Source organism: Marivita sp. S6314 (assembly GCF_023015985.1).
GTDB lineage: Bacteria > Pseudomonadota > Alphaproteobacteria > Rhodobacterales > Rhodobacteraceae > Marivita.
In genome coordinates this window covers 583,524-601,513 of the sequence record NZ_JALKAO010000002.1, presented here as the reverse complement: position 1 = coordinate 601,513, position 17,990 = coordinate 583,524, and the positions used below count along the sequence as shown (strand labels likewise).

The window sequence follows — 17,990 nt, the reverse complement described above, 5'->3', positions numbered from 1 at the left end:
TTCCCTCACATCACGCTTGCGATCGTTTCACCGATGACCGCCGGGTTTTCGGCCACGGTCACACCGGCGGCAGACAGGATTTCCACCTTTTCCGAGGCGCTTTCGCCAAAGGCCGAAATGATCGCACCGGCATGGCCCATGGTCCGGCCTTTCGGCGCTGTCAGGCCGGCGACATAGGCCACTACCGGTTTGGTCACATGATCCTGAATATAGGCCGCGGCCTCGGCCTCCTGTGGGCCGCCGATCTCGCCGATCATCGCGATCACATGGGTGTCGTCATCCTCTTCAAACCGCTCAAGAATATCGCGGAACGACGATCCGTTGATAGGATCACCACCGATCCCGACGCTGGTCGACACGCCGATCCCGCGTTCCTTCAGCTGTGCCGCCGCTTCATAGCCAAGGGTGCCCGAACGCCCCACGATCCCGACATTGCCGGGCAGGAAGATGTGCCCCGGCATGATCCCCAGCATCGCTTTGCCCGGTGAAATCGTGCCCGCACAGTTCGGCCCGGTCAGCACCATGCGCCGTTCCTTGGGATAGCGCATCATGTAGCGCTTCACCTGAATCATGTCCTGCGCCGGGATCCCGTCGGTGATGCACACGCAATAGCGGATGCCAGCGTCTGCGGCCTCCATAATACTGTCGGCGGCAAAGGGCGGCGGGACAAAAACAAGGCTTGCGTCAGCGTGGGTCGCCTCGACCGCTTCCTTGACGGTGTCAAACACCGGCACGCCGTGCACCGTTTCACCACCTTTGCCGGGAACCACGCCCCCCACAACATTGGTGCCATAGTCCAACATGTCCTTGGTGTGGAATTGCGCCATCCGCCCGGTGATGCCCTGAACGATGACCCGGGTGTCGCGATCTAGATAAATGCTCATGACGATACCGCCTTCAGGTTGGGAGAGGTGTCACTTTTCCACGCCGCCACGGACCTTTCCGCAGCCTCCATCAATGTGGTCGCGCGAATGATGGGCAGGCCGCTTTTGGCAAGGATCTTCTGACCCTCTTCCACGTTGGTGCCCGCAAGCCGTACGATCACGGGTACATCGACCTGCACTTCCCTGAGGGCCTGCACAACGCCCTCTGCCACCCAGTCACAGCGGTTGATGCCCGCAAAGATGTTGACCAGAACGGCCTGTACATTCTTGTCCGACATCACCAGCCGGAACGCCTTGGCCACCCGTTCGGGCGTGGCACCGCCGCCGATATCCAGGAAATTCGCAGGCTCGCCACCGGCCAGCTTGATCGTGTCCATCGTCGCCATGGCAAGTCCCGCGCCGTTGACGATGCAGCCGATATTGCCGTCGAGACCGACATAGGACAGACCCCGGTCCGCCGCACGGCTTTCGCGGGGGTCTTCCTGGCTCTTGTCGCGCAATTCGCTGATCTGCGGATGGCGGAACAGGGCGTTGTCGTCAAAGGTCATCTTTGCGTCCAGCGCCAGCACACGATTGTCGCTGGTAATGACCAGCGGATTTATCTCGACCATCGTCGCGTCCAGTTCGCGGAACGCGCTGTAGCATCCCTGCAATGTGCGCACCATTGCCTGCGTCAGGCTCGGCTCGATCCCCAGCTTGAACGCGATCTCCCGCGCCTGAAAATCGCGCAGTCCTACCGCAGGTTCCACGGTCGACCGCACAATGCTCTCGGGTTTGCTTTCCGAGATCTCCTCGATCTCCATGCCACCCTCGGCAGATGCCACGATCATCACCCGCTGCGATGTGCGGTCGAGCACAAAGCCAAGATAGATCTCGCGGTCGATCGGTACGGCCGCTTCGACATAGACCCGGTAGATCCCCTTGCCCATCGGACCGGTTTGATGCGTGACAAGCTTCTTGCCGAACATGTCCTCGCAGGCCGCCTGAATCTCGTGATCCGTATCGCAAAGCTTTACGCCGCCCGCCTTGCCGCGCCCCCCGGCATGGACCTGCGCTTTGACGATCCATTTCTCGCCGCCCATCTCGCGGGCGCGATACGCCGCTTGTTCCGGGCTGTAGGCCAGCGCTCCGGTGGGAATTTCCACGCCGAAATTGCTCAGGATTTCTTTGGCTTGGTACTCGTGGATGTCCATCGGACCCTCCTATGCCGCGATGCGCGACTGGTAATGTGTGTCCAGCTGGTCTGCGATTGCGTCGATGTCGACATCAGCCCCAAGCGCGTTCAGCGCCTGTGCAAACTTCGTCACGATCTCTGTAATCGCCGCTTGTGACAGCAGGTTCAGGATGCCGATGCGCACCTGCACCGGGGCAGACAATGTCGGCCAGATGCCAAAGCCCTCGGCACGGCAGTTCTGCACCAGCTCCATCTCGCGGCCCGCAAAGTCAGGGGGCAGGTTCAGCACAACGAGGCTCGTCATGTTCGACGTGACCTCACAGCCCATCGTCGTCACCGCATCGCGCAGCGCCTGTTCGTGGAAGGCATAATCCTGTGCGCGCTGCGCCAGACCGTCGGCCAGGTTGATCCGCAGCGCCTCGTGAAAGGCACAGACCGCATAGGCAGAATGCGTCCGGTGATAGACACCTTTCTCAACGTCCTTGCCGTCAATGATCCCCCAGTGCCGCGCTTCCATGATCGGATGGTTGGCATAGGTATAGGCCCCGTTCGCACGCAGCGTCTCGATATAGCGATCCGAAAAGCTCACCGGCGCGTAGGTCAGGGGCAGGCACAGCAGGCCCTTCTGCGGGCAGGACGCCCATCCGACAACACCGGGGTAATCATCAATCGCGAAATTCGCGACGCCGAGGGAGGACACGGCGTCAACGAGGCCCATCGCATCATGCTTTACACATGCGTCCGAAAAGCCCTTGATATCATTGATCCGGCCAGAGCCGGTTTCCCAATGGGCCATGAACGCCCATTTCGGTTTGTGTTCGGCCAGCGCGGCCTCGACAATCTCTGCCGTGACAGACTGGCCATGCGGCACTTCGATCACGGTCACGCTGGCGGGCTGCGGGTCAAGGCTGTTCGCGGCCAGCTCTTCGCGTGTCGCGGCCTTCATCCGAAGCGTCAGCGCGTCGATCCCCGAAAATGTCCCGTTCGAAAACGCGACAACCGTGTCGCCGGGCATCACGGCGGACATCATGCAGTCCAGACCGCTCCAGCCGGTGCCGGCCACGCCAAAAGTGTAGACGTTGGTCGTTCCCATGAAGCTGCGCAGCATGTGCTTGCACTCGATCATCCCACGCAGAACGTCCGGGTGCATGTGATCGGCAATGCCAGAACCGGCATACGCGGCCAGAACACGCGCATCGGTATTGCCGGGGCCGGGGCCAGCGGCCAGAGTGTTCGGGATCACAAGTTGCGGGAACGAAGAAACGTTGGTCATGCGATTGCCTATCTCGTTGGTGTCTGAAGCTGGCAGCGATCAAACCGTTGATTGCGAAATGCCGCAACGTCAGTTACTCCTGCTTTTGGGTATCTATTTGGGTAGGTATTAAACTACCCGAAAAGGTGGAGATACGATGGTATACCGAAATCCGACCTACCAAGACGGGTAGGTTTTTGGCAGAAAGGTTTAATCTTGCAAGGCGTTAAGGACAGTTCAGCCCCGATCACCGTGGCCTTGGCCGATCGCAATATGCTGGTTTTGTCGGCCATGTCCGAGATCTTTGACCGCGACCCGCGATTCTCGCTCGTGGCCACGGCCTCCACGGCCGAGGATTTCCTCGGAACCGTGATGCGGGTGCCGGTGCAGATCGGGATCATCGACTGGAATTTGCCTGCGCTGGGAGGGCAAAAGTTGATCGAGGTGCTGCGCGATCAGGCCAATGCGCCGCGCGTCGTGGTCTACGGCGAAGACACCGGCGATCTGCCCCGCCAGGCGCTTGCGGCTGGTGCAGCGGGGTTCGCGCCGCGCAACGGCCCGGTGGAAGGCTTGCTCGACACCGGGGCCTCGGTTGCGACCGGGCAAATGGTGTTTCCCTTCCTCGACGTTCGGGAGCTTCAGAACGATCCGATCCACCAGCTCACCAAGCGCGAAAAAGCCCTGCTTGAAGCGCTGTCGCGGGGGCTGTCAAACCGGCAGCTTGCGGCCGAGTTCGAGATCTCCGCAAACACGGTCAAATTCCACCTCTCGAACCTCTACGAAAAGCTCTCCGTGACCAGCCGAACGCAGGCCGTCGCATTTTTCTTTGCGGCCAAGATCGGCCCCTCGGATTCCGGGAGGTCGTGACTTGAGCGCGCAGGAATCTTTCAAAAAATAGCCCCTTGACATAATAAAATTTTTCAAACTTGTGTTGCGCCCACTTTCGTTTTGCAACCACAAGGACCAATCGCCATGAGTTTCCATCCCATCGAACAGGCCCCCGCGCGCCTCAATCGATCCGAGCTTGCCGTTCCCGGAAGCCAGCCGCAAATGTTTGAAAAGGCAGCAAAATCTGATGTCGATGTCATCTTCCTCGATCTTGAGGATGCGGTCGCGCCCGACGAGAAAGAACAGGCCCGCAAGAACATCATTCAAGGTCTGAACGACATCGACTGGGGCACCAAATCAATGTCGGTCCGGATCAACGGATTGGACACGCATTACATGTATCGCGACGTTGTTGACGTCGTCGAACAGGCTGGCGAGCGGCTCGATCTGATCATGATTCCGAAGGTTGGAACGGCGGCGGATGTCTACGCGGTCGACATGATGGTGACGCAAATCGAAGACGCCATGGGCTACAAAAAACGCATCGGTTTCGAGCACATCATCGAGACCGCTTTGGGCATGCAAAACGTCAACGAAATTGCCGCGGCATCCAAGCGAAATGAAAGCCTCCATTTCGGGGTGGCAGACTACGCCGCCAGCATGCGCGCGCGGACCACGGTGATCGGGGGGGTGAACCCGCATTATTCGGTCCTGACGGACCCGGATGACGACGGCGGTCGGCAGGTCCATTGGGGCGATATGTGGCATTCCGCCATCGCCAATATGGTGGTCGCCGCCCGCGCCAATGGCCTGCGTCCGGTGGATGGTCCGTTCGGTGATTTCTCGGATCCCGACGGCTACAAGGCCGCCGCCTACCGCGCCGCGGTTTTGGGATGCGAAGGCAAATGGGCGATCCATCCCAGCCAGATCGCCCTGGCCAACGAGGTCATGAGCCCGTCCGAAGCCGAGATCACCAAGGCAAACCGCATTCTCGAAGCCATGGCCGAAGCCGAAGCCGCCGGCAAAGGCGCGGTGTCCCTTGACGGTCGGCTAATCGACTACGCATCGATCCGACAAGCCGAGGTATTGGTGCAGAAGGCCAAGCAAATCGCCGGGGGCTAAACCTTAAGTCCTTGAAATTGCTGGTCCGGACCCTGTTTTGCACGCGGTTCGGGCCGCTTTCCTAAGCTGACTTCAGACCCGCAATAGCGGCGCATCCGCACGCTCCGATTGTCCTGCATGCAACGCGGCTGCACGCGGGCATTTACCATTCCGAAAGGGTTTGCAAAGCCTAACGCGCTATTAACCGGGTTTGCAAAGTTAGGTCCGCTTCGGCCCTAATGTTTCGCACGCGAAACAGTTCGAACCGGTTTCGCCTGAGGCGAACAAACTGTCCGGCGGACAGTTTGAGGTGAGAACGGGCGGAGCCCTTGTCCGTAGGGTGTGCTTGCACGCACCGCTCAAATCAGCAACCCCGCCGCCCCCTCATGCCGCAAGAGCCAAACCTTGGTCTCGATCCCACCATCGCCGGAATAGCCACCCAGCCCATTGGTCCCCAACACCCGGTGGCAGGGGATGATGATCGGCACCGGATTGCCCCCGCACGCCTGCCCAATCGCCTGCGCCGGGACGCCCAGCTGATCCGCCAGATCACCGTAGCTGCGCGTCTCGCCAAACGGGATCGCGGTCATCGCGGCGCACACGGTTTGCTGAAACTCGGAACAGCGCAATCGGATCGGCACGGTGAAATCCCGAAGGTCCCCGGCAAAATACGCCTCAAGCTGCGCGATCGCGCGGCGCAGGATCGGTGTGTCATCCATCCGCCCGGTGCGCCATTCCAGCGCGGTGATCCCACTTGTACCCGCCAGCACGGTCAGGTCCCCAACAGGCGACGGCAGGGATCGTTCGAACGCGCTCACTCGGGCAATCCCAACCGGATTGGTCCCTTGGCGGTCAGGGGATCAACCGTCTTCCCCTTCTGCGTCGCCCGCAGCGCAACATCCGCCGCCACACGCCGCACAGCGGGCATCAAAGGCCGCCAGTTGTCGGACAACCGCCGTGCCGCTTCGGAGGGGCAAAAGGTTTTCCCGACCCCGCGCTGGTGCGCGAGGTCAAGCAGAACATCCGCGATCTCTTTATCCGAGGGCGTCATTGCAGCGCCCGCAGACGCCCGCGTGCTTATGCTGGCCCACATCCGGCAGGATCTTCCAGCAGCGCTGGCATTTCTCGCCCTCAGCTTTTTCGAATACCACGCCGACACCGTCCACTTCTGGCAAGCGGAACGCTTCGGCAGGGGCGGGATCGCCCGTCAGGCTGATGGAAGATGTGATGCAGATATCGTCGAAATTGACCGATTTCAGTGCCTCCAGCACCTCGTCATCGTCGATATGCACCACGGGCGCGGCTTCAAGCGACGCACCGATCACCTTGTCGGTCCGCTGCACTTCCAGGGCGGCGGTCACAGCCCGACGGGCGCGGCGCACCTTGGCCCATTTCGCAGCGAGCGCATCGTCGCGCCATGCGGCAGGCGTTTCCGGGATGTCCTGCAAATGCACCGACGACTCCTCACCGGGGAAGCGGTCAAGCCAGACGTCTTCCATCGTGAACACCAGCACCGGAGCCAGCCATGTGGTGAGACGGTGGAACAGGATGTCCATCACCGTCCGCGCGGCACGGCGGCGCTCTGTGTCGCCGTCGCAGTAGAGCGCGTCTTTGCGGATGTCGAAATAGAAGGCGCTGAGTTCCACGGTGCAGAAGTTGAACAACTGCTGGAACACGCCCTGGAAGTCGTAGGCGTCGTAGCCGTTGCGCACGACCTCGTCCAATTCCGCCAGACGGTGCAGGACATAGCGTTCCAGTTCCGGCATGTCGGCTGGGTCTACCCGATCCGCCTCGCTGAAATGGCTCAACGCCCCCAGCATATAGCGCATCGTGTTGCGCAGGCGGCGGTAGCTGTCAGCGACGCCTTTGAGGATCTCCGGCCCAATGCGCAGGTCGGCGGTGTAGTCGGCCTGAGCGACCCAGAGGCGCAGGATGTCCGCACCGTATTGCTTGGTCACGTCCTCGGGGGCGACGGTGTTGCCCAGCGACTTGGACATCTTGTTGCCCTTCTCGTCGAGCGTGAACCCGTGGGTCAGCACCCCGCGATAGGGCGCGCGGCCTTGGGTGCCGCAGGATTGCAGCATCGAGGAATGGAACCACCCTCGGTGCTGGTCGGTGCCTTCGAGATAGAGGTCGGCCAGGCCGTCTTCGGACCCATCCTCCCGGTCGCGCAGGACGAAGGCGTGGGTGGAGCCGGAGTCGAACCAGACGTCGAGAATGTCGAACACCTGTTCCCAGTCGTCCGGGTTGTAGTCATTGCCGAGGAACCGCTCTTTCGCGTCGGGCTTGTACCACGCATCCGCGCCTTCGGCTTCGAATGCCTCTAGCACGCGGGCGTTGACTGTTTCGTCGCGCAACAGGAAATCGTCGTCGGTCGGCAACGCGCCTTTCTTGACGAAACACGTCAAAGGCACCCCCCACGCGCGCTGGCGCGACAGCACCCAGTCGGGGCGCGCTTCGATCATCGAATAAAGACGGTTGCGCCCGGTCTGTGGCGTCCATTTGACCAGCTGGTCGATGGAGGTCAGCGCCCGGTCGCGGATGGTTTTGCCGTAGGTGTCCTGACCGTCGCCCACTTCCTTGTCGATCGCAGCGAACCATTGCGGCGTGTTGCGGTAGATCACCGGGGCCTTGGAGCGCCACGAATGCGGGTAGCTGTGCGTCATGCGTCCGCGCGCGAGCAAACCGCCCACTTCGACCAGCTTGTCGATCACGGCGGTGTTGGCTTTGCCTTCCTTGCCCTTGTGGTCAAGCACCTTGAGGCCCGCGAAGAAAGGGACATGCGGCAGGAATTCGGATTCTTCGCCTACGTTGTGCGTCATCCGGTCCATCCAGTTGCGCGCAACGAAGGCGTCGTAGTCTTCCTGACCGTGGCTTGGCGCGGTGTGCACAAACCCAGTGCCCGCGTCGTCGGTCACATGGTCGCCGTCGATCATCGGCACGTCGTAGTCCCAGAAGCCGTCCGCGCCGTCCATCCCGCGCAGGGGGTGTGCCAGGGTCAGCGCGCCCAATTCATCGGGAGACACGTCGCGCAAACGACGCCACATGGTTGGCTCAAGCCGGGCCTTGGTCAGCACCTCTTCTGCCAGAGTGTCGGCCAGCAAGTACCTGTCGCCGATGCGCGCCCAACATTCTTCGGGGCGGCCTGTGACTTCGTACAAACCGTACGCTATTCCCGTACCGTAGGCGACGGCCTTGTTGGACGGGATCGTCCAAGGCGTGGTTGTCCAGATGACGACCTTGACGCCCTGCAAATCACCCGTTCCGTTGGTCGCCTTGAACGGCACCCAGATCGTATGGCTTTTGTGGTCGTGGTACTCAATCTCGGCCTCGGCCAGCGCGGTTTTTTCCACGGGCGACCACATCACAGGCTTGGACCCCTGATAGAGCGTCCCGTTCATCAGGAACTTCTGGAATTCCTCCGCAATGATGCGCTCGGCGCGGTAATCCATTGTTAAGTAGGGTTTGTCCCACGTGCCGGTGATGCCAAGGCGCTTGAACTCATCACGTTGGATGTCGATCCAGCCTTCGGCGAATTCGCGGCATTCCTGGCGGAACTCGACAACGTCCACGTCATCCTTGTTCTTGCCTTTGGAGCGATACTTTTCCTCGATCTTCCATTCGATGGGCAGGCCGTGACAGTCCCAACCGGGGATGTAGCGCGCGTCGCGGCCCATCATCTGTTGGGAGCGGACCACCATATCCTTGAGGATCTTGTTCAGCGCGTGGCCGATATGCAAGTGGCCGTTGGCGTAGGGAGGGCCATCGTGCAGGGTGAACGGCGTGCGACCATTGGCTTTCTCGCGCAGGCGGTCATAGACGCCGATCTTGGCCCATTTCTCCAACCATTCGGGTTCGCGCTTGGGCAGGCCCGCGCGCATCGGGAAATCGGTTTTCGGCAGGTTCAGCGTGTCTTTGTAGTCAGGTGTTTCGGCGCACATTTGGGGCGTCCTCGGGTGTTCGTATCAGGGGAATGTGAGAGGATCGGCGCGGGTGTCCATACGCCTTGTCCCGGCGGCTCGAAGGGTCAGAGCGCCGGGCACGTAATTCGAATAATGATCGCATGTGCGTACATCATGGCCGGGCTTATACGGTTGCGCGCGGCGTACGTCCAGAGGGCGGTTCCCGGCCAATTCCCGCCGAAATTGCCGCATGCCCATGCGTGGATTTCTGCCACCTGCAGGCGGGACCGTGAAAGCCGCCAAAACATGCCGAAGCGGATGGGCCATTCCAGCCGGAATTGGCCGGAATCGGAGGGCGGTTTTCTTGGCAGTCGCTCTGTTTCGGATGCTGGTTCTAGGCTGGGCCCTGCGGCGCGCTGCGCCATCGTAACCCAGAGAAAGGACATGTCATGTCATATGAGACGGACTACCAGTATCGCCAGCAGGCCGACAAACGCGCGGGGCAGACGGGGCGACAGCATCCGATGGATCTTCCCCAGGATGGGGGCGCGTCAAAGGGGCTGTTGATCTTTGCGGCCGTGATCGTGGGGTTCATTGTGTTTGTCGTGATCGTCTCGCTTGGGTCGTCGCCCGAGTCCACGGCACCTGCGGTTGAAAACAGCATGATCCAGACGGCGCCAGAGGCAGGGGCCGGAGCAGAGAGCGCGCCCACAGTGGCCCCGGCCCAAGGGGAGTGACCTTGCGACGAAAAGGACGGTCCCGCCGCCCGGTTGCTTGTGGCCGGGCGGGCCTTGCCGCGTGATCGGGGTCAGACGTCGAACAGAGTTCCGACGAAATACGCGATCAGCGCGGCTGTGCCGCCGATGGCCAGAGTTTCCAGACCTGACCGCCACCACGGGCTAAGCGACCATTTGGCCTTGTACGCGCCGATGCCGAAAAAGGTGAGCAAGGTTGCGATGGTCGACAGTTGGAACGCGTTGGGCAGCGACAACAAGAAGGGCAGGAGCGGGATCATGCCCGCGACAAGGAAAGCCAGAAACGTGGCCCAGGCCGCTTTGACCGGGTGCGGGTCAACACCGGCAAGGCCATATTCGCCCTCGAGCATGAGCTGAACCCATTGGTCGTGATTCTGGCTGATCTGGTCGACCGCGCTTTCAAGCGGCTCTCCGGACAGCCCTTTGAGGCGCAGGATTTCGCGCAGCTCGCGGCGTTCGCCTTCGGGATTGACCTTGATGTGGCGCTCCTCCACCCGGCGGAGGCGTTTGGCATCGTCCAGTTCGGCCTTGGTGCCGGAATAGTTGCCAGCGGCCATGGAGAACCCGTCGGCCAGCACGTTGGCAATGCCCAAGGCAATGATGACCCATGTGGACAGGCCTGCGCCCGCAACACCCGCCACGATGGCAAAGGTGGTCACGGACCCGTCGATCCCGCCATAGACGATATCGCGCAGATAGCCGCGCCCTGCGGGCTGGTTAATGCGGGCTTCGACTTCGGCTTGCGAATGACCGTGTTCGCTGGCTGGGGTGTTCATGGCCTCACCCTGCCCGAGAATCGGACGGGCGACCTTGGCCTGGATCAAATGGTCACCGGTTTGTGCGTGCGTGGCTTAGCCTTTTGATCCGACCAGCCCGGTCAGGGCGGATTTGATCACCGACCGGACCGACGGGCGCGCACCCTTGGCAAAGGGCAGGGGGCGGCAGACCTCCATCGCGGCGACGCCGACACGGGCGGTCAGGGCACCGTTGACCAGACCTTCGCCAAAGCGGCGCGACAGTTTGCCGAGAATCGAGCCGCCAAGGATTGGTTCCAGAAGATCATCGCCAACGGCAACCGCGCCCGTGGCGACAAGGTGGGACAGCACAGCGCGGGTCAGACGCCAGCTGCCCAGAGTGCCGGAGCGCCCGCCATAGATTTCCGCGATCCGGCGAATCATGCGGATATTGGAGCCAAGGGCGGCCACCACATCGGCAAGCGCCAGCGGCACAAGCGCCGTGACCGTGGCCACCTGACGCGCGGCGGCCTCAACCTCGCGCTGGGCGGCGGTGTCGAGCGGGGCCAACACTTCGCGGTCAGCCAGCGCGATCAGGGCAGAGGCGTCGAACATATCGGCCTCCCGGTCCTTGAGCCGGTCGCGGCCCCATTTGGTGTCATCGCGGCTGCGGTAGAGGGTGGTCAGATCCCGGATCACCGCGCGGGCGGCGGTCAGGTCTTCAGCGGCGAGCGCGGTTTCGGCGTCGTGCTGGATCTTGTCGATGCGTGCGAGGCGGGCAAAGGCGGACAGTTCCTTGACCACGATCATCAGGACCACGGCGATGAACAGCGCAAAGAGCGCTGCGACGCCATAGCCCAGATAGATGTTCTGGCTGACCAGACCCGTCACGAAGTTCCACGCGGCAACGGACGCAACAGTGGTGATCAGCAGCACCAGCAAAGACCAGAACCACCGCGCAAGCCGCGAAGTCGGGCGTGCGGCAAGGGCCGCCACCGTGGTCATCGCCTGGCCCTGGGGGGCAGGGCTGGCCATGTCGGGCACGGGCGGGGCCTCAGCCGGGGTGGGCGCGGGTGCGTCATCGTCAAGATCGAACAGGACGGGGCCTTTGGCGTTGGTCATGCGGGTGTCCTTTGCCAGTGGTAGCGAATGTCGGGCAGGCCTTCGTCATTGCCTGCGCCATCTGTATGTTCCACGGGTTCAAAGCCGTGTCGTTCGTAAAAGGTCTGCGCGCGGGTGTTGGCTTGAAATGTCCATAGCGTCAGGCGGTCTTCGTGCTGCATGGCGTCGGTCAGCAGGCGCGCGCCGTGGCCCTTCCCGCGGACAGAGGCGTCGATATAGAGCGCGTGGATGTCATCGCCATCGCGGGCGATGAACCCGGTGATGTCCGGTGCCGCCGCCACCGTGACCCACCCCCGGTCGACCATCATTGCGGCATGCGCGATGTCTTCGGCCCGGGTGTGAATGCGCGGCATCCATGGGGTTTCGTCGATCCATCCCGATAGAATGGCCCCCACGCGGCCTGCATCCAAAGGGGTTGCCGGGCGCAGGATCACAGGCGGTCGCCAATCAGGAATTGCGCCGCGCGGTCCAGCCGGATGTGAGGCGGGCCTTCGCCGGGTTTCAGCGTCAGTTTCGCCGGGGCAAAGCGCATGATCTGGTAATCCTGATCAAGCCATTTTTCCGCGCCTTCGCGGGCCGGACCCAGCAGATGCGTCGGGTCCTCGGGCAGGTCACCGGGGTAGAACGCCGCCTGCTTGCCACTGTCGAGCAGGGTGCCGCGCACGCAGTCCAGCGCGGTGCCGTTGTGCTGGCGGGTTTCCTCGACCGTGGCGCGCAGGCTGGCGATGGACATGGCATTGGTCTCAGCGCCGGCAAACTGCGCCCGGTCGCGGGCATCACGGGTCAGCGCCTGCATGATGCCCGTCAGGCGCGGGTGTTGCGTGTGATGCAGGTGGTCGGCCTTGGTGGCGGCGAACAGGATCTTTTCGACGCGTTTGCCCATGAGAAGCTGGCTAAGAAAGGCATTGCGACCCGGACGGAACGATCCAAGGATGTCGGTCATGGCCTGCCGCATGTCTTCGACCGCTTGCGGGCCGGAATGGATCGCGCCAAGCGCATCAACCAGAACGACCTGTCGGTCGATCCTGGCGAAATGATCGCGGAAGAAGGGTTTGACGACCTGCGCCTTGTAGGCCTCGTAGCGCCGCTCCATTTCGCGCCAGAGCGATTTTCGCGGCGGGCTGGCCTGCGCAGGCAAGGGGGCAAAGGTCAGGACCGGACTGCCGGCCAGATCGCCGGGCAGAAGAAAGCGGCCCGGGGTGCAGTCGGAAAAGCCCGCGATCCGCGCCTGTTTGAGATAGTCGGTGAAACTGGCGGCAAGGGCCTGCGCCGTGGGTTCATCGAGCGGTTGGGTGCTGTCGGCGGCCGCAATGCGGGTCAGATAGGCCTGTGCGCTGTCCCGATCCGCGATGCGTTTAAGCGTTTCTTCAGACCATTGGGTGTAGGATTTGTCGAGAAGACCCAAATCCAGAAGCCACTCACCGGGATAATCCACAATGTCGAGATGTATGGTCCGCGGACCCTGAAGGCCGGACAACAGCCCGGCGGGGCGCACCTTGAGGGACAGGCGCAACTCGCTGACGGTGCGCGTGCTGTCGGGCCATGTGGGCGTTTGCGAGGTCAGCGCGCCAAGATGGGTTTCGTAGTCAAACCGTGGCAGCGTGTCGTCCGGCTGCGGCTGAAGATAGGCGGACAGGATGCGCCCTTCGCTATGGGCCAGTAACCCGGGCATGCGCCCGCGATCCATCAGGTTGGCCACCAGCGAGGTGATGAACACGGTTTTGCCAGACCGCGCAAGACCGGTGACGCCCAATCGGATCACAGGTTCGAAAAACGTTTCGGACACGGTGCCCGTGACGTTTTCGATGCCTCGGGTCAGGGTGTCGGCAATGGCGGAAATGACCAAGTCTGCGGCCTCGTTTGTCTGCGGTGACCTCACAGATAGAGATCACAGGCGTCACATACCAGTGGGCAGAGAGGGGGATTGTTTGCCGTAAATCGTCAGGCTATGCGGGGACCATGCCCAGATATGCCTTGAAAGTCGAATATAATGGCGCGCCGTTTGCCGGATGGCAGCGGCAGGCGGACCAGCCGTCTGTCCAGGGCGCGATCGAGGCTGCGCTGGCGAAATTAGAACCAGCCGAGCACACCATTGCCGCCGCAGGTCGCACAGATGCGGGTGTGCATGCGCGCGGGCAGGTGTGCCATTGCGATCTGACCCGAGACTGGACCCCGTTTCGGCTGTCCGAGGCGCTGAACCATCATCTGAAGCCGCTGCCGGTTGCCATCGTCGATGCGGCGGTTGTGGCCGAGGATTGGCACGCCCGGTTTTCCGCGCTGGAGCGGCGGTACTTGTTTCGGTTGGTGACCCGCCGCGCGCCGATGTCGCTGGAAGCGGGGCAGGTGTGGCAGGTCAAGCACGATCTGGACCTTGCGCCCATGCAGACCGCCGCCCGGTATCTGATCGGCAAGCATGATTTCACGACGTTTCGGTCAACGATGTGTCAGGCGGCGTCGCCGGTGAAAACGCTGGATGCGTTGGAGATCGCGCAGATCGACACCGACTGGGGGGTGGAGTTCCGGTTCCAGTTGCGGGCGCGGTCGTTCCTGCACAACCAGGTGCGCAGTTTCGTCGGAACGCTTGAACGCGTCGGGGCCGGGGCGTGGGACCCTAAGGATGTGCGCGATGCCTTGGCGGCCTGTGACCGCGCCGCCTGCGGGCCGGTGTCGCCGCCGCACGGGCTGTACCTGATGGGCGTCGAATATCCTGACGATCCGTTTGAATGACGTGCGCAGATGCGAGCACGCATCTGTTGTTTTCCGTTGACGGAAAACCGCCCGGTTCACAACTTTTTGCTTGAACGGACGATGTTTTTGACCGATGAGCAGCGCCATGACAAAGCTGACCGATATCCGACGAGACACCTGATCTTTGAATCCGCGCCCCGTTCTGTGGGCGTTCCGTCACCTTTTGTCTGAATTCACCATCCTTTTCGTTGACTTGGCCCGCGCCGCTTGGCACGGCTTGGGCTTCCTGAAATGAGGTTTGACCCATGATCCCCTCTGTTTTGCCGACATATTCCCGCGCGCCTTTGCATTTTGTGAAAGGCGACGGCACCTGGCTGATCGAGGCGGACGGGCGACGTTTTCTTGATCTTGGGGCCGGGATCGCCGTGAATGCCCTGGGGCATGCGCATCCGGCGCTTGTCAAAGCACTGACCGATCAGGCGCAGGCGCTGTGGCATGTCTCCAATCTGTATGAAATCCCGCAGCAACAGGCGCTTGCCGACAGGCTGGTGGCTGCCACCTTTGCCGATACGGTGTTTTTCACCAATTCGGGCACGGAATCCTGTGAGCTGGCCGTCAAGATGGCGCGCAAGTACTGGTATGACAAAGGCCATCCGGACAAGACCACGATAATCACGTTCAGCGGGTCGTTCCATGGACGGTCCTCGGCCGGTATCGCCGCCGCGGGGTCCGAGAAGATGGTCAAGGGCTTTGGTCCGCTGCTGCCCGGCTTCAAACATCTGCAATGGGGCGACCACGATGCGCTGACCGCAGCGATTGATGACACGGTTGGGGCGATTTTGGTGGAGCCGGTTCAGGGCGAGGGCGGCATTCGCCCGCTGCCTGATCAATGTCTCAAGGGGTTGCGCCAACTGTGTGACGACAAGGGGCTGCTTTTGATCCTGGACGAGGTGCAGTGCGGCGTTGGTCGGACCGGGCGGTTGTTTGCGCATGAATGGGCGGGGATTGCCCCCGACATCATGATGGTCGCCAAGGGCATTGGCGGAGGTTTTCCGTTGGGGGCGGTTCTGGCCACCGAAGAGGCGGCGTCGGGTATGACGGCGGGCACGCATGGATCGACCTATGGTGGCAATCCGCTGGCCTGTGCCGTGGGCTGCGCGGTGATGGATATCGTGGCCGACCCGGCATTTCTTGAGAAGGTCAATGCGCGCGCCGGGTTTCTTCGGCAGAAGCTGGAGGCCTTGGTGGCGGCGCATCCGAATGTGTTTGAATCCGTGCGCGGGTCGGGTCTGATGATTGGCCTGAAATGCAAGGTCACGCCGATCGACGTGGTCACGGCGGGGTATGAATGCGGTGTGATCACCGTGCCTGCGGCCGACAACGTGGTCCGGCTGTTGCCGCCGCTGACCATTTCCGAAGACGAGATATCCGAAGCGGTCAACCGGTTGGATTTTGCAGCGGATGCTGTCAGCGAAACATTGGCCTGAGGATCACGACATGAAGCATTTCCTGGATATTCACAAAACCGATGCCTCGGACCTGAGATCGGTGATCGACAGTGCCATCGCGATGAAGGGCAAGCGCAAGGGGCGCCCAAAGGGGGCACCGGATGATGAGCTTCCGCTGGCCGGACACATGGTGGCGTTGATCTTTGAAAAGCCGTCGACCCGGACGCGGGTGTCGTTTGATGTCGGTGTGCGGCAGATGGGGGGCGAGACGATGGTGCTGTCCGGTTCTGACATGCAGTTGGGGCATGGAGAGACCATCGCAGATACCGCCCGGGTGATGAGCCGCTACGTGGACCTGATCATGATCCGCACCTTCGACGAGGCGGTGCTGGAAGAAATGGCGGAATATGCTGACGTGCCGGTGATCAACGGCCTGACCGACCGCACCCATCCGTGCCAGATCATGGCGGATGTGATGACGTTCGAGGAACATCGCGGCCCGATCAAAGGCAAGAAAGTGGTGTGGTGTGGCGACGGCAACAATGTGTGCGCGTCCTTCCTGCATGCTGCTGCGCAGTTCCAGTTTGATTTTACCTTCACCGGGCCGGTGCAGCTTGATCCCGAGATGGAGTTTGTCGGTCTCGCGCGCAATGCCGGTGTGTCGGTCACGATCGAGCGCGATCCGGCCAAGGCGGTGCAGAATGCCGATCTGGTGGTGGCGGACACATGGGTGTCCATGCACGACGCGCAATCGGCAAAAGAGCGGCGTCACAACATGCTGCGCCCTTACCAGGTGAATGACGAATTGATGCGTCATGCCAATGCGGACGCGTTGTTCATGCATTGCCTGCCCGCGCATCGCGGTGAGGAAGTCACGTCCGAAGTGATGGACGGCCCGCAATCGGTGATCTTTGACGAGGCCGAGAATCGTCTGCATGCCCAGAAGGCGATCATGCGGCATTGCCTGGGGGTCTAGGCAGACCTTTTTGAGGAACGGCTGCGCTTCCAGACACGGAGGCGCAGCAGCGCATAGGCCAGCGCTGCCAGTGCCATGGCGGACAGAACTGTGCGTGACAGTGTTTCCATCGTGCCTTCGATCAGCGCCGCATGGACCACCGTTCCGATGACGATCACGCAGGCGAGCATCGAATGCGCCATGCGCCACGCACGCAGGTTCTGACGAAAGCGCGTTCGGGTGGCCGCCAAGGCGGCGGTGGCGAACAGGGCCCACATGCCAAACACACCCCAGGCGGAGAATGGGGTCGGAGACCGAAAGAGAAGCGCGTCCAGCACATCAGGTGGGCTGGTGATCCAGAGACCTATCACATGGGTCAGGACGCTTAGGACGAGCCCGGCTCCGATCCATCGATGGATCTGGCGGCTGTGGATTTGTGAAAGTCCGGGCAACCCGCCCAGAGCCAGAAGCGGTTGGAACAGGATCAGCGCAAAGCCGATGATCCCCGCGAAGCCCGCGACGATGTAGATCGGGTCGCGCCACGCGAGGTACGGGCTTGTCGCGGCCAGCGCGATGGGGGCCACAGCGACGCCCAACAACCCCGCCCAAACCGCAAGCGCGCGGGTCCGGGAGCCTGTGTTCGTCGCCAAGACGGTCAGGCCGGTTGCAGGACGAAATGGGCCTCAAGCGTTGTGTCTTTGGGGCTTTTCATCAAGGGGCGCAGAAAGACCGTTTCGAAGTCATCGCTGTCATAGGCAAGGTGGCCGTGGGCCTGCCCGAAGGCCGGAACAATCTGCGGCATTTCGAGCCGGAACACACCGTTTGCGTCTGTCAGGGTTGCGCCGTGGCTCTGCGGATCCCGTTCATGGCCTTCGGTCGTGTGCGCCCAGATCTGGATGCGTTGACCCGCAAGCGGAGCGCCATCACCCGCGCGCCGCACGGTTCCGGTCATCCAAAAGCCGCCGCCGCCGATCCGATCAACGATAGGGGCACCCGGGCGGTAGTTGTTGGCACCGCCGCGCATGGTGGGTGTCGGGGCAATGCCTTTGGCGCGGGCCGGGCTGAGCGTGCCTGCCGCGCCCGTTGCCAGAAGCGCGCCGCTTGCCGCGATCAGGGTCCGGCGCGTGATCAAGGGTTTGCTCATGTC

General features: G+C 62.1%; 18 protein-coding genes. 6 read left to right on the top strand and 12 right to left on the bottom strand.

Annotation, left to right across the window (positions count from 1 at the left end):
• Positions 1-5: 5 nt before the first annotated feature.
• Genes sucD through MWU54_RS07440 form a run of 3 tightly spaced genes read right to left on the bottom strand, consistent with a single transcriptional unit; the run spans position 6 to position 3,331 of the window.
• Complete coding sequence (gene sucD / locus MWU54_RS07450; protein WP_247081821.1) at positions 6-884, bottom strand: succinate--CoA ligase subunit alpha; 879 nt, start codon at positions 882-884, stop codon at positions 6-8.
• Positions 881-2,077, bottom strand: a complete 1,197-nt coding sequence (locus tag MWU54_RS07445) for a malate--CoA ligase subunit beta (RefSeq protein ID WP_247081819.1) — start codon at positions 2,075-2,077, stop codon at positions 881-883. Before MWU54_RS07445 ends, sucD begins: the two co-directional genes overlap by 4 nt.
• Before the next feature lie 9 nt (positions 2,078-2,086).
• Complete coding sequence (locus tag MWU54_RS07440) at positions 2,087-3,331, bottom strand: aminotransferase class V-fold PLP-dependent enzyme (protein ID WP_247081818.1); 1,245 nt, start codon at positions 3,329-3,331, stop codon at positions 2,087-2,089.
• A gap of 195 nt (positions 3,332-3,526) precedes the next feature.
• Here MWU54_RS07440 and MWU54_RS07435 point away from each other — a divergent pair, with 195 nt between their 5' ends.
• Complete coding sequence (locus MWU54_RS07435) at positions 3,527-4,177, top strand: response regulator transcription factor (RefSeq protein ID WP_247081817.1); 651 nt, start codon at positions 3,527-3,529, stop codon at positions 4,175-4,177.
• A 105-nt stretch (positions 4,178-4,282) separates the two neighbouring features.
• The gene (locus MWU54_RS07430) at positions 4,283-5,260 is read left to right on the top strand and encodes a CoA ester lyase (RefSeq protein ID WP_247081816.1); all 978 of its coding nucleotides are present in this window, start codon (positions 4,283-4,285) and stop codon (positions 5,258-5,260) included.
• 338 nt (positions 5,261-5,598) lie between these two features.
• On the opposite strand, the gene MWU54_RS07425 is transcribed toward MWU54_RS07430, so the two are convergent.
• From MWU54_RS07425 to ileS, 3 genes are read right to left on the bottom strand one after another with little or no spacing between them, the layout of a single operon-like run.
• Positions 5,599-6,009 (bottom strand): methylated-DNA--[protein]-cysteine S-methyltransferase, encoded by a 411-nt coding sequence (locus MWU54_RS07425; protein ID WP_247082204.1) that lies wholly within the window; start codon positions 6,007-6,009, stop codon positions 5,599-5,601.
• Between the two features lie 44 nt (positions 6,010-6,053).
• Complete coding sequence (locus tag MWU54_RS07420) at positions 6,054-6,290, bottom strand: DUF3253 domain-containing protein (protein ID WP_247081815.1); 237 nt, start codon at positions 6,288-6,290, stop codon at positions 6,054-6,056.
• Positions 6,274-9,180 carry an isoleucine--tRNA ligase gene (ileS, locus tag MWU54_RS07415; protein ID WP_247081814.1) on the bottom strand — a complete coding sequence of 969 codons (2,907 nt, stop codon included), beginning with the start codon at positions 9,178-9,180 and terminating at the stop codon, positions 6,274-6,276. Before ileS ends, MWU54_RS07420 begins: the two co-directional genes overlap by 17 nt.
• 410 nt (positions 9,181-9,590) lie before the next feature.
• Between ileS and MWU54_RS07410 the strand changes: the two genes are divergently transcribed.
• Positions 9,591-9,878: a hypothetical protein gene (locus tag MWU54_RS07410; RefSeq protein ID WP_247081813.1), complete on the top strand. Its 288-nt coding sequence runs from the start codon at positions 9,591-9,593 to the stop codon at positions 9,876-9,878.
• A gap of 71 nt (positions 9,879-9,949) precedes the next feature.
• Here MWU54_RS07410 and MWU54_RS07405 read toward each other — a convergent pair whose 3' ends face one another.
• The 4 genes from MWU54_RS07405 to MWU54_RS07390 form a co-directional block, all read right to left on the bottom strand.
• The gene (locus tag MWU54_RS07405; RefSeq protein ID WP_247081811.1) at positions 9,950-10,672 is read right to left on the bottom strand and encodes a VIT1/CCC1 transporter family protein; all 723 of its coding nucleotides are present in this window, start codon (positions 10,670-10,672) and stop codon (positions 9,950-9,952) included.
• Between the two features lie 75 nt (positions 10,673-10,747).
• Positions 10,748-11,752 (bottom strand): TIGR01620 family protein, encoded by a 1,005-nt coding sequence (locus MWU54_RS07400; RefSeq protein ID WP_247081808.1) that lies wholly within the window; start codon positions 11,750-11,752, stop codon positions 10,748-10,750.
• Complete coding sequence (locus MWU54_RS07395) at positions 11,749-12,186, bottom strand: GNAT family N-acetyltransferase (RefSeq protein WP_247081806.1); 438 nt, start codon at positions 12,184-12,186, stop codon at positions 11,749-11,751. The genes MWU54_RS07400 and MWU54_RS07395 overlap by 4 nt, the downstream gene beginning before the upstream one ends.
• Positions 12,183-13,598, bottom strand: a complete 1,416-nt coding sequence (locus MWU54_RS07390) for a YcjX family protein (RefSeq protein WP_247081804.1) — start codon at positions 13,596-13,598, stop codon at positions 12,183-12,185. Before MWU54_RS07390 ends, MWU54_RS07395 begins: the two co-directional genes overlap by 4 nt.
• Positions 13,599-13,711: 113 nt before the next feature.
• Here MWU54_RS07390 and truA point away from each other — a divergent pair, with 113 nt between their 5' ends.
• The 3 genes from truA to argF all read left to right on the top strand — a co-directional run bounded on the left by truA (position 13,712) and on the right by argF (position 16,864).
• The gene (truA, locus tag MWU54_RS07385; protein WP_247081803.1) at positions 13,712-14,479 is read left to right on the top strand and encodes a tRNA pseudouridine(38-40) synthase TruA; all 768 of its coding nucleotides are present in this window, start codon (positions 13,712-13,714) and stop codon (positions 14,477-14,479) included.
• A gap of 266 nt (positions 14,480-14,745) precedes the next feature.
• Complete coding sequence (locus tag MWU54_RS07380; protein ID WP_247081802.1) at positions 14,746-15,927, top strand: aspartate aminotransferase family protein; 1,182 nt, start codon at positions 14,746-14,748, stop codon at positions 15,925-15,927.
• A 10-nt stretch (positions 15,928-15,937) separates the two neighbouring features.
• A complete protein-coding gene (gene argF / locus MWU54_RS07375) occupies positions 15,938-16,864 on the top strand; it encodes an ornithine carbamoyltransferase (RefSeq protein ID WP_247081801.1) in 927 nt (308 codons plus the stop codon).
• Here the strand turns inward: argF and MWU54_RS07370 are convergent.
• On the bottom strand, positions 16,861-17,493 hold the full coding sequence (locus MWU54_RS07370) for a ferric reductase-like transmembrane domain-containing protein (RefSeq protein ID WP_247081800.1): 633 nt from the start codon (positions 17,491-17,493) through the stop codon (positions 16,861-16,863). The two genes, argF and MWU54_RS07370, sit on opposite strands and share 4 nt — an antisense overlap.
• Before the next feature lie 5 nt (positions 17,494-17,498).
• On the bottom strand, positions 17,499-17,987 hold the full coding sequence (locus MWU54_RS07365; RefSeq protein ID WP_247081799.1) for a twin-arginine translocation pathway signal: 489 nt from the start codon (positions 17,985-17,987) through the stop codon (positions 17,499-17,501).
• Positions 17,988-17,990 lie beyond the last annotated feature (3 nt).